This is a genomic window from Natronorubrum halophilum, from assembly GCF_003670115.1.
Taxonomy (GTDB): Archaea; Halobacteriota; Halobacteria; order Halobacteriales; family Natrialbaceae; genus Natronorubrum; species Natronorubrum halophilum.
Map to the genome: position 1 here is coordinate 995581 of NZ_QQTY01000002.1, position 12686 is coordinate 1008266.

The 12686-nt window shown below is 63.4% G+C and carries 13 protein-coding genes; 3 read left to right on the plus strand and 10 right to left on the minus strand.

All coding sequences use genetic code 11. The features are described from left to right. Window positions 1-4 precede the first annotated feature (4 nt). On the minus strand, window positions 5-835 hold the full coding sequence (locus DWB23_RS11035) for a hypothetical protein (protein ID WP_238717390.1): 831 nt from the start codon (window positions 833-835) through the stop codon (window positions 5-7). Between the two features lie 139 nt (window positions 836-974). Here DWB23_RS11035 and purD point away from each other — a divergent pair, with 139 nt between their 5' ends. After that, window positions 975-2312, plus strand: coding sequence for a phosphoribosylamine--glycine ligase (purD, locus tag DWB23_RS11040; protein WP_121742845.1), 1338 nt, complete (start codon window positions 975-977; stop codon window positions 2310-2312). Between the two features lie 42 nt (window positions 2313-2354). Here the strand turns inward: purD and DWB23_RS11045 are convergent, their stop codons facing one another. From DWB23_RS11045 to DWB23_RS11070, 7 genes are all read right to left on the minus strand, one after another. Next, window positions 2355-2663 carry a hypothetical protein gene (locus tag DWB23_RS11045; RefSeq protein WP_121742846.1) on the minus strand — a complete coding sequence of 103 codons (309 nt, stop codon included), beginning with the start codon at window positions 2661-2663 and terminating at the stop codon, window positions 2355-2357. Between the two features lie 64 nt (window positions 2664-2727). Further along, the gene (locus DWB23_RS11050) at window positions 2728-4062 is read right to left on the minus strand and encodes an aminotransferase class III-fold pyridoxal phosphate-dependent enzyme (RefSeq protein WP_121742847.1); all 1335 of its coding nucleotides are present in this window, start codon (window positions 4060-4062) and stop codon (window positions 2728-2730) included. A 67-nt stretch (window positions 4063-4129) separates the two neighbouring features. Next, window positions 4130-5422, minus strand: a complete 1293-nt coding sequence (locus DWB23_RS11055; protein WP_121742848.1) for an MgtC/SapB family protein — start codon at window positions 5420-5422, stop codon at window positions 4130-4132. An 83-nt stretch (window positions 5423-5505) separates the two neighbouring features. Beyond that, a complete protein-coding gene (locus DWB23_RS11060) occupies window positions 5506-5820 on the minus strand; it encodes a hypothetical protein (protein WP_162989798.1) in 315 nt (104 codons plus the stop codon). Window positions 5821-5912: 92 nt separating this feature from the next. Continuing rightward, a complete protein-coding gene (locus tag DWB23_RS11065; protein ID WP_121742850.1) occupies window positions 5913-6188 on the minus strand; it encodes a PadR family transcriptional regulator in 276 nt (91 codons plus the stop codon). A gap of 442 nt (window positions 6189-6630) precedes the next feature. Beyond that, window positions 6631-6777 carry a hypothetical protein gene (locus DWB23_RS23015; protein WP_162989799.1) on the minus strand — a complete coding sequence of 49 codons (147 nt, stop codon included), beginning with the start codon at window positions 6775-6777 and terminating at the stop codon, window positions 6631-6633. A gap of 307 nt (window positions 6778-7084) precedes the next feature. Further along, on the minus strand, window positions 7085-7789 hold the full coding sequence (locus tag DWB23_RS11070; protein ID WP_121742851.1) for a hypothetical protein: 705 nt from the start codon (window positions 7787-7789) through the stop codon (window positions 7085-7087). A gap of 549 nt (window positions 7790-8338) precedes the next feature. Between DWB23_RS11070 and DWB23_RS11080 the strand changes: the two genes are divergently transcribed. Then, window positions 8339-9064, plus strand: coding sequence for a DUF7117 family protein (locus tag DWB23_RS11080; RefSeq protein WP_121742853.1), 726 nt, complete (start codon window positions 8339-8341; stop codon window positions 9062-9064). Window positions 9065-9123: 59 nt separating this feature from the next. On the opposite strand, the gene folD is transcribed toward DWB23_RS11080, so the two are convergent. Beyond that, window positions 9124-10017, minus strand: a complete 894-nt coding sequence (gene folD, locus DWB23_RS11085) for a bifunctional methylenetetrahydrofolate dehydrogenase/methenyltetrahydrofolate cyclohydrolase FolD (protein WP_121742854.1) — start codon at window positions 10015-10017, stop codon at window positions 9124-9126. A 272-nt stretch (window positions 10018-10289) separates the two neighbouring features. Here folD and DWB23_RS11090 point away from each other — a divergent pair, with 272 nt between their 5' ends. After that, on the plus strand, window positions 10290-11279 hold the full coding sequence (locus DWB23_RS11090; RefSeq protein ID WP_121742855.1) for a hypothetical protein: 990 nt from the start codon (window positions 10290-10292) through the stop codon (window positions 11277-11279). A 46-nt stretch (window positions 11280-11325) separates the two neighbouring features. Here the strand turns inward: DWB23_RS11090 and glyA are convergent, their stop codons facing one another. Next, complete coding sequence (gene glyA / locus DWB23_RS11095) at window positions 11326-12579, minus strand: serine hydroxymethyltransferase (RefSeq protein ID WP_121742856.1); 1254 nt, start codon at window positions 12577-12579, stop codon at window positions 11326-11328. Window positions 12580-12686 lie beyond the last annotated feature (107 nt).

The window sequence follows — 12686 nt, forward strand, 5'->3', positions numbered from 1 at the left end:
CGACTCAGTTCCGCGTTCCATCGCCGCCGTCACAGACGCCGACCTCGTGCCCGTCGAGTTCGGTCGACTCTCCCTCGAGACGGTACGTAAACCCGTAGGCTGCGCTGCCGCCGGAGGCGTGAACGACCGCGGTTTTTCCGGTGCGTTCGTCGCCGTCACAGTCGGTCGGAGTAGCGCCGTCGGGAAACGCGAACGGGGCGTACGTCGTCTCGAACGGTTTCGTCTCGCCCGCCGGGACGACGAGATCGGTTCTCGACGGTGAGAGCGGACGATTCTCCTCGATACCGATGATACCCGGCCCCTGATTGAAAGTCGAGGGGTCGAACGAGTCCGCCTGCGGATTGACTGTCGGGTTCGGAACGTCGCCGTAGATCGCAACGAAGCGCGCGAGAAGCGGCGCATCACCCTGGTTCTCGAGCGTGAATCTGGCGCGACCGTCCGGGAGCGGTTCGACGGCTCTCGTCGCGCCGTGGATCGGTTCCGAGACGGAGAGGCGCGCCGTCCCGTCCGGCGTCTCGGCTCGGACGCGAAGTCCCAAGTAATTGGTGAGAACCGTCTCGAGCCGATCCGGGAAGACCACGGGGAAGCGGACGGTTCCGACCGGTCCCTCGACGCGATCGAACTCCTCGTCGCCCGAGGAATCGAGGAGGATCGCCTGCTCCACGTCGACGTCATCGTGGAGCTGGACGAGGAGATCCGTCCCTTCGAACCAGTACTCCTCGAACACGTCGTCGGTCTCCAACTGCGTCGCGGTGAGCGGAAGCGACTCGGTACAGCCGGCCGCAAGGAGGGCCCCACCGGTGGTGAGGGCCTGAAGGAACGGGCGACGGTTCATGAACGAGATATTACAACCGAGACGTATATATTTTCCATCAATCCGATCGGTGCGTTCTCCGCCGTGTAGCCACGATCGTGCATACGTTCGGCTCGAGGAAAGAGCAACGCTTACAGGTTCGTGCGTTCCGCTATCGAGCATGCGAGAGAACGTGCTCCTGATCGGCGGCGGCGGCCGCGAACACGCCATCGCCCGCGCGCTCGAGGACAGTGAGGCGCTACGCGCCTCGGGTAGTCGGGCGCAGTCCGACGACGGCGAGGCCGACCTCTACGCCTGCGCCGGCAACCGAAACCCGGGCATCGCCCGCATCGCGAGCGAGTTCGAAACGCTCGAGACGACCAACCCGAAGGCCGTGGTCGAGTACGCCGAGGAGGTCGACGCGACGATCGCCGTTATCGGCCCCGAGGCTCCCCTCGAGGCCGGCATCGCGGACGAACTCGAGGATGCGGGCATCTACGCCTTCGGTCCGAAAAAGGAAGACGCCCGCATCGAGACGGACAAGGCGTTCCAGCGCCGGTTCATGCGAGAACACGACATTCCGGGCTGTCCGGCGTTCGAGACCTTCGACGACATGGACGCAGCCTGTGAGTACATCGACGAGTACGACGGCGATCTCGTGATCAAGCCCGCCGGACTGACGGGGGGCAAGGGCGTCAAGGTCATCGGCGACCAGGTCACCGCCGAGGAGGGCAAGGAGTACATCCGCGACTCCGACTACGACCGGATCGTACTCGAGGAGCGGCTGATCGGCGAGGAGGTTACCGTCCAGGCGTTCGTCGCCAACGGGGCGTTCGAGACCGCACCCGCGGTTCAGGACCACAAGCGTGCCTACGAGGGCGACGAGGGACCGAACACGGGCGGCATGGGAAGCTACTCCGACGCGAGCGACGAACTGCCGTTTATGACCGAGGCCGACTACGACGAGGCCGTCTCGATCATCGAGGCCACCGTCGACGCTCTCGACGATTATCGGGGTATCCTCTACGGCCAGTTCATGCTCACCAGCGAGGGGCCGAAAGTCATCGAGTTCAACGCTCGCTTCGGCGATCCCGAGGCGATGAACACGCTGCCCGTCCTCGAGACCGACTTCCTCGACGTGCTCACGGCTGCCCGGGACGGCGACGCGCCGCCGGCCCTCGAGTTCGCCGACAAGGCCACCGTCTGTAAGTACGCCGTGCCGGAAGGCTACCCGACGAATCCGGAAGCGGGAGCGAAAGTACAGGTTAGTGAAGAGAGCGCCGGTGACGCGCTCCTCTATTACGCCAGCGTGGACGAACGCGACGACGGTATCTACACCACGACCTCCCGATCGTTCGCGCTCGTCGGCGTCGCCGACTCGATCGGCGAGGCCGAGGAGATCGCGGAGAACGCACTCGCGGTCGCGGGTGAAGAAGGTCTGCACGTGCGCCACGATATCGGCAAAGCCGACCTCGTCCAGCGGCGGATCGACCACATGAACGAACTGCGCGGCGAGTAGTTCGAACGGCTGTCGGTGTCGTCTCGGGGCCGTCGAGCCCGACTATTCTGCGCTCGAGTCCGCCGGATCCGGCTCGGAGTCGTCGCTGAACCCGTCCGTATCCTCCGACACCGACGACTGGACGTCGGTCACGGCCTGTAACCCCTCCCGATCGACCGCGTTCGTGATCGATTCGGCATCGATAGCCGAATCGAGCGTGGTACCGTCGGCGTTGGTCGCCGACTGCAGGGCTCGTCGAACCGCAACGTATCCTACGAGTGCGATGCCACCCGACGCTATCGCCCCCGGAATACCGTAGCGTTTGTAGCCGAATGTCACCGCTTTCTTGCCGACGGTGAGTGCGCCAATCATCGTACGTCGGCTTGACTAGGGAGTGGAAAGAGGCTGGGGCTTTCGTACGACGACCGCTGACGAACTACGTCGTAACCGCTTCGATCGACTCGAGCAGCAGGTCTACGCCGAGATCGATCTCTCGTTCGGTGACGTCGAGAGGCGGCAACAGTCGCAGGGTCTTGTAGCCACAGCCGAGGGTGAGCAGTCCGCGCTCGAACGCCGCCTCGAGAACGGCCTCTCGGCGCGCTTTGGTGTCGAACTCCACCGCGAGCATCAACCCGCGCCCGCGGATGTCGACGATCGCCTCGAGATCGTGTTCCTCGAGTCGGCTCCGTAACTGCTCGCCGCGCTCACGGACGTTCGCGAGCAGGTTCTCCTCGTGGATGGCGTCGATCGTGAGGACGCCCTGCATCGCGGCGATGACGTCCCCCGCGCCCCAGGTCGAGGAGATTCGTCCCGTCCGTTCCGGGAACACGTCCGATCGAGAGATGGTCGCACCCACGCGCAATCCCTTCCCCGCTGTGATGACGTCCGGCGTGAGATCGAGGTGGTCGACGGCCCACAGTTCGCCCGTGCGGCCGAGTCCCGACTGAATTTCGTCGGCGACGATCTTGAGATCGTAGCGCTCGCGCAGCGCCTCGAGATCCCGCGCGAACTCGGGGTACGCGGGTCGATATCCGCCTTCGCCCTGGATCGGCTCGAGGATGAGAAAGGCGACCTCGTCGGGATCGATCACGCCTCGTTCGGGGTGAAGGCTATCGGCGACGACGTTGCCGCCGGGACCGTCGGTCAGCCAGCGGCGCTCGTACGCGTCCCGGCTCGAGGGGAACGGGACGCTGACCACGCCGGGTATTTCTGGAAAGCCGCGGCGGTGGACGGCTTTCGACCGGTTGAGCGAGAGCGCGCCGAGGGTGCGGCCGTGGAACCCGCCGTCGAAGGTGAACGCGCGGTGGCCGCCCGCGGCGTAGCAGATCTTGATCGCGTTCTCGACGGCTTCGGCTCCCGAATTCGAGAGAAAGACCCGATCCATGTCGTAGTGGTCGGTCATCGCGACCAGTCGGTCCATCAACTGTGTCGGGCCGGGAAGGTCGGGATCTTCGGGCGAGCCGCCGTTGCTCACGTAAAAGTCCTGTCCGGCGATCTTTAGCGGGTCGACGAGGTCGAACTCGCGGAGTTTCTCGCGGATCGCGGGATTGTTGTACCCCAGCGGGGCGGCGGCGACGTGGCTCGTGAAATCGAGCAAGACGTTGCCGTCGACGTCGATACAGAACGGTCCGATCGCGTCGGCGCTCGTATCCCAGACGAACTCGTAGACGTACGTACTCGGGGCGGCAAACTCATGATGGTACTTGGCCCACTGTCTGGCTCGTTCTCCGGGAATCGTCTCGACCTCGGGTTCGACCGTGGCGCGGTCCATACGACATTCATTGGTATGCTCGAGTGAAATACCCGCCGCCCGTCAAACGAATAGCCGCCGTTTCCGCCTAGATAACGATCACGACCGACGCCAACGCCCCGCCGAGCAACAACAGCCCGCTGTAGGCTGCGACCTGATTGCGAAAGCCGTGGTTCGGCGACGTCGACGCGAGCACGGCCTTGACGATGATGCTCGAGACCGTCGCGAGCAGGATGGCGATCGTCGCCTCGGCGGGACCGAGTTGGCCGCCGCGATAGAGCACGACCGCCGACGTGGTCGCGCCGGCGCTCGAGACGAAGCCGCTCGCGACCGCCGTCGCGTAGAATCCGAGGGTGCCGAACCACGTTTCGGCGACCGATCCGAAGACGAGGACGACGAGGAAGACGCCCCCGAACGCGAGCGCGTTCTTCATCGAGAACGGGCTCTGGAGTTCGATCGGGCCGGATTCGCTCCAGTCGGCGGTTTTGGCGGCGACGGCGAACGCGACCAGAATAACGGCACCGAGCGGAACGATCGCCTCGAATAGAACTTCAGTGTCGCTCCCGAGCGTAAAGCCGACTGCGATCGCGAGGTTCCGCGCGGCCATCGCCGCGTTGGCCAGCAAGATCGCCGCGACGGCGTAGGAAGCGGCCTCCGGTCGCTGGCGGACGTGATCGAGCATCGTCCCGACGACGGCCGTCGAAGACGCGAGTCCGCCGAAGAAGCCGGTGACGGCGATCCCTCGGCCGCCGTACGTCGAGACGATCGCGTAGTTAACGATCCCGATTCCCGCGACGGCGACGACCATGAGCCAGATCACCTGTGGCTCGAGCGGGATCACGATGCCGGCGATTTCGGGGTTCCACTCGGCGGGTAACAGCGGATAAATGACGAACGCGAGGATGGCGAACTCGGTCGTCGAGCGCATTTCCTCGTGGGAGAGCCCCCACGCGAACTCGTGGAGCTCTCGTTTGAGGACGAGCAACAGCGAGGAGAGGACGGCGACGGTCACGCCCTCGATGATGAAACCGGCGGCGACCAGCGCGCCGACGCCGTAGGCGACGAGCATCGAGACCGAGGTCGTCAGCGAGAGGCCGGCGTCGTCCTCGCTCAGTAGACCCTGGACCGCCAGCAACACGCCCTGGACGATGACGAGCAGCCCGCCGAGGACGAGGAGCGCTTCGCCGATCTCGGTCTCGAAGACCAGTATCGTAAAGACGGCTCCGAGGAGGCTGATCAACGAGAACGTCCGGATACCGGCGGACTTCTGTGACCACTCGCGCTCTAATCCGAGGAACATGCCGAGCGCTCCGGCGAGGGCAATTCGGACGACCGTTTCGTCTAGTGGTGCGTCGACGATCTGCAGCGTGACCCCGTTCACTGTGGCCACTTCATCGCGGCCCTACATAAGCGGCGTGCCGGAACCGACGATCTGAACTCTCTGGCGCTGCAGATCGCCGGTAGCTATATAACTCGCAGATCGCCCGAAAACGGGCCGGAGACGTTCAGGCTATCGTGAACGACCCAGTCGCGACGCGCCGATGAGGTGTCCGTGCAGGCGGCGACCGTCGCGCGGACCGCACCCGCGCCGACTCTCCCGCTCGAGACGTACACCGCGAACTGTGCCTCCCTGACAGCTTCCGGGACTGCTCGTTCGACTCCGGTGACCGCTCCCAGCAGGCGGAAACCCGAAATGGGTGGGAGGAACGGAAACAGTACCGGGATACTGCCGGCTGTCTCCCCGTGGGATCCGCCGAAGCCGTCCGCGGGATTCGTCACACCGGCGTCCAACCGGCGGCGTCTCTTCGGTCGGCGACTCCTCGCGACGGGTCCGAAACGCAGTCCCGTGAGCGCGGTAGCCGAGCCGTGGCCTACAACTCGACGTACTGTTCTTCCCAGTCCCGGCGCGCCTCGAGTTCCCGGCGGCCGCGACGGGTGAGCGTATAGAAGTTCGTCCGACGGTCACGGCGCCCCTTCTCGACGAGCCCCTTGTCGACGAGCGTGTCGAGGTTGGGATAGAGCCGTCCGTGGTGGATCTCTTTTTCGTAGTACTGCTCGAGTTCTTCTTTAATTGCCAGTCCGTGAGGTTCCTCCTCGCCAGCGATGACGTACAGCAGGTCCCGCTGAAATCCTGTCAGGTCGTACATTGGGAAAGTACCACTCGTACTTACTGTCGAATTTTAATAAGGCTATCGGGTTGTTTCGATGGAAACAGGGATATTACCAACGAAGCGCGTCATTTGGCTTTCTGTCGAATGATAATAGCCATGAGGGTTCCGGGGTGGGTCATACATAATGAGGCGGTCATGTTTACAGTCCGTCTAAACCAGTTCGGCATTATTATATGAGGGAGTTACGGTAGTGTCGAGTCATTCGAAGACAAACAGTCGAAAAGCCGCCGCTCGTAGTATTGTACGCGAAACAGGAAAGCAGATCGCGTGACGGAAAAATGTCACGCGAATGCTTGCCGCCCTGAATTGGTCCCCGCTGACGCTTCGGCCCTCCAAGCGAAGCGTCACCTGAAAGGTTCTGCCGAGTGTACTTAAAGGTAACGACACTGGTGAGACTCGTGAGACTGTTCAGGTGACCTCACATATGCTCTTCTTCGAGGACCCAGCCGATGGCGCGCTTGTAGTAGGTAAACATCTGTCTGACGCCGTCGTGTCGCATGTCCTCGCTCTCGAGATGCTCCTCGAGGAACTCGTACTGCTCGCGGATCTCTTCTTCGTCACGCATGCGTGGCGGTATGCGTCCCAACAGGAAAAAGGTCGCCGAGTCGCTAACCGGGGATTGGGACGTTCCGTTCACACCGTCTCGTCCGCTTCCAGCGATAAGCCACGAGTTTCGACCGACAACTATCCGTCCTGTTATGTTGAACCTCGGTTCGCTCGCTGCCGTGTGTCACTGACAGATCGCAGTCGATCCGGTGAATGCAGTTGCTACGGGATCATAGCAAAAAACCGATTGGAAAACGGTCACAGCTTAGTTGTCCGTCTTTCGTACCGACACCGCGGGTCGCACTCGAGCGACGAGTACCGCTGAGTTAGAGGTCGCTCTCGTTGGACTCGTTAGACTCGTTAGACTCGTTAGACTCGGTTTCGTTGCCGCTTCCGCCCTCCTCGCCGAGAGTCAGCGTGAGCTCTTCGTCGGCGCCGTCGATCTCGACGTCGTCTTCGGCCTCGTCGCCTTCGTATTCGGCCATGACGGTGTACTCGCCGTCCTCGAGTTCGTCGAACTCGACTTCGCCGTCCTCGTTCGTCTCGTCCTCGAGCGGGAACTCTTGGACGTCTTCGAGGCCGTTTTCGGTTTCGTTGCCGGTCTCGTTGGTCTCGTTGGTCTCGTTGGTCTCGTTCGTCTCGTTAGATTCGTTGTCCTGGATGAAGGAGCCGGTTTCCGTCTCGTTGGTCTCGTTCGTCTCGTTGTCGGACTCGTTACCGTTCTCCTCCGTCATATTGCCGTCATCGCCCATCATGCCGCTATCGGCCTCGTCGAGTTCGACGGTGGCTCCCTCGACGGGCTCTCCCTGGTCGTCCTCGACGGTGACTGTCAGCATGTACGTCTCGTCGCCGCCTTCGGTCTCGTTGTCTCCGGTCTCGTTGTCTCCAGTTTCGTTATCTCCGGTCTCATTGTCTCCGGTCTCGTTATCGTCACCGCCGGGGCCGCTGTCGGAACAGCCAGCCAGGACGAGTGCACTTGCAGTACCTGCGGTAACGACGAACTTGCGCCGGTTGAGTCTTGGTTCGGACATATACCTGGATAGGACGTTTCCGCTGGTTTCAGTGCGGCCTGCAACTGCCGTCCGTTAATCACCCGTTGAACGTCACCCCAAAATGCATGACCGTCACTGATTGCGCACTGTTCGACAGGTAAATTCGTTGTAGCACCTGTAACCGTCTACCCTCTGTGGGTTTTCCACTGACACCGACTCATAACATTGTTGGAATGTACACGTAATGATCAGCTCATGATACGACCGGCTGCCTTCTGGTTCGCGTTCGTCGTCCCCCTCCTCGTCCTTCTGATAAGGGCCGTCGTCGCACTCGGAAAGATAGGCGCTATCGTCCCCAACCCGGTCATACCGTGACGTCGCGGTCGTTGTTATGATCGAACTCACTAGGCCCCGGTACCTCGAGCCAGCCGCCGCGTTGACCATCGCGCAGATCATCGCGCTCCTCCCCCGGGCCCGCGCGGACTGGTTCACGGTCTGCATCGGCACGTCTGGGCTGTGGGTTTGCTCGTCACGAACCTGTAGCCCGACTCCGGTGTGACTTTTGGGCTCCAACGCGTACCGTCTTCCATGAAAATTCGGGGTGAGCGCGAGTGTACGGAGTGTGGGACCCGCTGGTCGTACTACGAAACCGGCAGCGTCGGCTGTCCGGCCTGCGGAAACCTTCGCAGCGTCGGTATCGACGACCGAACCGAACACACCGATCTGCAAGCGGAGTTCGACCTTACGTCGGTCCGAAACGCCATCGACGAGGTCCCGACCGACGATCTCGCCCAGCGGGCTAGCGAAGCGTGCCGCGAGTACGTTCGTCGCCGCGGCTTCGTCAACGCCGGCACGCTTCGAGAGCTCGACGACACCTATCTGGCCGCCAGCGAACTGCGCCACGTCGCCGACATCGTCGGTCGGGATAGCCGCCTCGAGGAGCGCGAGGAGCTCTATTTCCTCTCCTTGCTTCGCGACGCCGACGACGGCGAGCGCCCGCCAGCCGCGGAGCTCCCACCCTCCCTGCGAGGGGCTCGCGGGATCGCCTCCGCCAACGCCGTCCGAGAATACCGTCGGGACGTTCGCACCTGGGCTGCGGACCGCGAACTCACGGCCGCCGAGCGCGCCGCCTTGGAGACGCTCGGCGAACACGTCACGCGGATTCGAATGCTCGACGGCGACATCGAGCCGCAGTTGGCCGACCGTCTGATCGCGGCGACCCGCGATCTGGCGAACGGACTCCGCGGCGACGAACTGGCCTTTACGCGGGCACAGGACCGACTCGAGGAGCTCGAGTTCACCGGTTCGGAGTAGAACGAACGGAACGTGGCGAAATCGGACGCGATGAGTGCGTCACAGATCCGGACTTCGTTTCAGGGGAGATCGACGTCGACGCCGTTTTGCAGGCTCGCGGCCTTGACCGTGTTGTACAGGAGCATCGCGCGCGTCATCGGGCCGACGCCGCCCGGAACGGGCGTGATCGCGCTCGCTCGCTCTTTCGCGCTCTCGAATTCGACGTCGCCGACGAGTTCGTACCCCTTCTCGTTGTCGGCGTCCACGCGGTTGACGCCGACGTCGATCACGACCGCACCATCGCCGATCATCGAGCCGTCGATAAGTTCGGGCGCGCCGGCGGCCGCGACCACGACGTCCGCGCCGCGAGTTTTTGCCGCGAGATCCGTGGTTCGGGAGTGACAGACCGTCACCGTCGCGTTTCCGTCGTCGGCCTTCTGGATCAACAGGTTGGCCAGGGGTTTGCCGACGATGTCCGACCGACCGACGATGGTGACGTCCTTCCCCTCGAGGTCGATAGCAGCGTCCTCGAGCAGCTTCTGGACGCCGTGGGGAGTACACGGTCGGAAGCGGGCGTCGCCGGCGACGAGGCGGCCGACGTTCTCCGGGTGGAACCCGTCGACGTCCTTTGCGGGATCTACCCGTCGGATGACTTCGCGGTAGTCGACGTGGTCGGGGACGGGCGCCTGAACGATGTAGCCGTGGATCTCGGGATCGGCGTTGAGATCGGCGATGGTGTCGTACAGGGTCTCGGGCGGGGCGTCGCCGGCGACGTCGACGTGGTGGCTCTCGATGCCGACCTCCTCGCAATCGCGCTGTTTCATGTTCACGTAGGTCTGGCTGGCGGGGTCGTCGCCCATCAACACGGTCGCCAGTCCCGGTCGCGAACCCGCGTCGGCCAGCGTCTCGATCGCGTCCGTCAGATTATCTCGGATTTCGCTCGCAACAGCGTTGCCATCGATGATCTCCGTCATTACTCGAACGGGTGACCGCGAGGCTAATCAACCCTCGGGTTCGTGCTCAGAAATAGCGTTGAAACGCGGAAAAAACACATGTTTGTGCATACCCTCCGAGTGTACTCGCTCGTCGAGGACCGTCTCGGCGACAGTGATACTCGAGAGTGATGCCGATCTCGAATACGGACTCAGTGGCGGGAGCGGCTGGGACAGCCGAACCATGAAACCGATCTTGCGACGATATCCTTTTGTTGACGTAATTCGAACATGTAGGGTATCATAGTCCGCAGATGGACTTCCAGATCACCCGACGGAACGCTATCGTCGCGGGATGCGTGTTGGGAGGACTTGGCGGCTGTGCCTCCCTCCCTGCGTCCGACGAACGATCCCAGTCACCCGGCGCTGCTGGGTTCACCGCGGGAACCGTTCCTGCGGAGAGCGATCCACTTCTGGTGATCCATCCGGAGGAGACGCACCACAACCCCGCCACAACGGCACTCGCAAAGCGGCTACTCGGTGGTTCTTCCTTCGCTGGAATCGCGACAGCGATAGCCGATTTCTCGGATGGACCGTCGTCGGATGTCGTTTCCGCCGACGTCGGAAAGCTAGCTGTTATCGGGTCAAATACGGGTTATGGGAGCGGTGCCGTCGTTTGGGCTGAGTGGTCCGAAGACGACCTGCGTGAAATCCTCGAGCGGCCCGGCCGAGACGAGCCTGAGCCCGGGACGTACCACGGACGAGCCATCTACGAGACCGACGAACTCGGCGCAGCAACGCTGGCCGACCAGGCCGTCGCCATCGGTACCGCTCGCGTCGTTCGGTCCGTCGTCGACGTCTGGCACGGCGATACCGATCCCGTCGCCGACGCCGTCTTACGGCCGTTCGAACGTACCGATCGAGACGCGCCAGTTCGGTTCGCAACGACCGGACTTGCGTTCCAGGCTGACTCGCCATCACCACGAACGGCGGAGTATGATCCGGTGGCCAACACGTCGGTGTCAATCGCTACAGAAGATCGCGAGGCGATCGTCGACGTCGCATACGAAGTCGAAGCGAGTGACGCCGCCGACCCGCTCGCCAAAGCGCTCGAGCGAGATCTCGGTATCGGTTCCGCGTCCGCGGCAGTCGAACCGGTTCTTCCTCGAGGGATCCGAGGTGACCTCGCGGTAGATCGAAATGCGACGGTCGTAACCGTCAGGTACCGAGGTTCGGTTGACGCGGTGGCTGAGCACGTCGGCGACGTCGTGACGACTTTCGGGACCGCGACCGGTCAGCAGTAAGCCGTCGAAACCGAGCGAAACGGTGCGGTGATCGGGTCGGTTATCCTTACTCGTCCGCGTACAGCGGGTTCTCGTCACACAGCGACTGCACTTCCTCGCGGACGTCGGCGATAACGGCCTCGTCCTCGGGAGCGTCGATGACGCGGGTGATCAGGTCGCCGACCGTCCGGCAGTCGTCCTCGTCGAAGCCGCGGGTCGTCAGCGCCGGCGTACCGGCGCGAATACCCGAGGGGTCGAACGCCGAGCGCGTCTCGCCGGGGACCGTGTTCCCGTTGAGGACGATGCCGGCCTCCTCGAGAGCCTCCTCCGCGTCCCCACCGGACGTGTCGGGGTGGCTCTCGCGCAGGTCGACGAGCACGAGGTGGTTGTCGGTACCCTCGGAGACCAGCGAGAAGCCGTTCTCGACGAGGCTCTCACCCAGGGCCTTCGCGTTTGCGACCGTCTGGGAGGCGTAGTCTTCGAACTCGGGCTCGAGGGCTTCTTTGAAGCCGACGGCCTTGCCGGCGATATTGTGCATGAGGGGGCCGCCCTGCCCGCCGGGGAAGACAGCCGAATCGATGTCGTCGGCGTACTCCTCGTCGCACATGACGATCCCACCGCGGCCGGAGCGGATCGTCTTGTGGGTCGAGCCGGTGACGAAGTCGGCGATGCCGACCGGCGACGAGTGAACGCCGGCGGCGACGAGGCCGGTGATGTGAGCGATGTCCGCGAGGTGGAGCGCGTCGACGTTGTCGGCGGTCTCCTGAATACGCTCCCACTCGATTTCGCGCGGGTAGGCAGAGTATCCCGAGACGATGACGTCCGGTTCGAACGCTTCGGCGTGCTCGGCGAGGCCCTCGTAGTCGAGGTAACCCGTCTCGGGATCGACCTCGTACTGCTCGACGTCGTAGAGCTGGCCGACGAAGTTCGCCGGGTGACCGTGGCTCAGGTGGCCGCCGTGGGTCAGATCCAGCGAAAGGATCTTGTCGCCGGGCTCGAGCATCGCGAAGTAGACGGCCTGATTGGCCTGCGTGCCCGAGTGGGGTTGGACGTTGACGTGCTCTGCGCCGAACAGCTCCTCGGCGCGGTCGATCGCGAGCTGTTCGACCTCGTCGGCGAACTCACAGCCGCCGTAGTAGCGCGAGCCGGGATACCCTTCGGCGTACTTGTTCGTCAGTGCGCTCCCCTGGGCGTCGATGACCGCCCGGCTGGCGTGGTTCTCGCTCGCGATCATCTGGAGCGAGTTCCGCTGGCGGTCTACCTCCCCCTCGAGTGCATCGGCGACGGCGGGATCGACGTCCCGAACGTGCTCGTGTTCCATGTTCGATGTGCGGTCTGGCGGCTGCATAAATGTACCCGTCTTCGGCAAGTGGAGCCACTATCCGGTGCCGTCGAGGATACCGAGAACTGTCGACCACTCGCACGGTT

What these genes read in the sequence shown, in the direction of transcription:
- DWB23_RS11080 (WP_121742853.1), top strand. Translation starts at nt 8,339, where the DNA reads ATGAAAATTCGGGGTGAGCGCGAGTGTACGGAGTGTGGGACCCGCTGG.
- DWB23_RS11070 (WP_121742851.1), bottom strand. Translation starts at nt 7,789, where the DNA reads ATGTCCGAACCAAGACTCAACCGGCGCAAGTTCGTCGTTACCGCAGGT.
- DWB23_RS23015 (WP_162989799.1), bottom strand. Translation starts at nt 6,777, where the DNA reads ATGCGTGACGAAGAAGAGATCCGCGAGCAGTACGAGTTCCTCGAGGAG.
- glyA (WP_121742856.1), bottom strand. Translation starts at nt 12,579, where the DNA reads ATGGAACACGAGCACGTTCGGGACGTCGATCCCGCCGTCGCCGATGCA.
- folD (WP_121742854.1), bottom strand. Translation starts at nt 10,017, where the DNA reads ATGACGGAGATCATCGATGGCAACGCTGTTGCGAGCGAAATCCGAGAT.
- DWB23_RS11065 (WP_121742850.1), bottom strand. Translation starts at nt 6,188, where the DNA reads ATGTACGACCTGACAGGATTTCAGCGGGACCTGCTGTACGTCATCGCT.
- purD (WP_121742845.1), top strand. Translation starts at nt 975, where the DNA reads ATGCGAGAGAACGTGCTCCTGATCGGCGGCGGCGGCCGCGAACACGCC.
- DWB23_RS11045 (WP_121742846.1), bottom strand. Translation starts at nt 2,663, where the DNA reads ATGATTGGCGCACTCACCGTCGGCAAGAAAGCGGTGACATTCGGCTAC.
- DWB23_RS11035 (WP_238717390.1), bottom strand. Translation starts at nt 835, where the DNA reads ATGAACCGTCGCCCGTTCCTTCAGGCCCTCACCACCGGTGGGGCCCTC.
- DWB23_RS11090 (WP_121742855.1), top strand. Translation starts at nt 10,290, where the DNA reads ATGGACTTCCAGATCACCCGACGGAACGCTATCGTCGCGGGATGCGTG.
- DWB23_RS11050 (WP_121742847.1), bottom strand. Translation starts at nt 4,062, where the DNA reads ATGGACCGCGCCACGGTCGAACCCGAGGTCGAGACGATTCCCGGAGAA.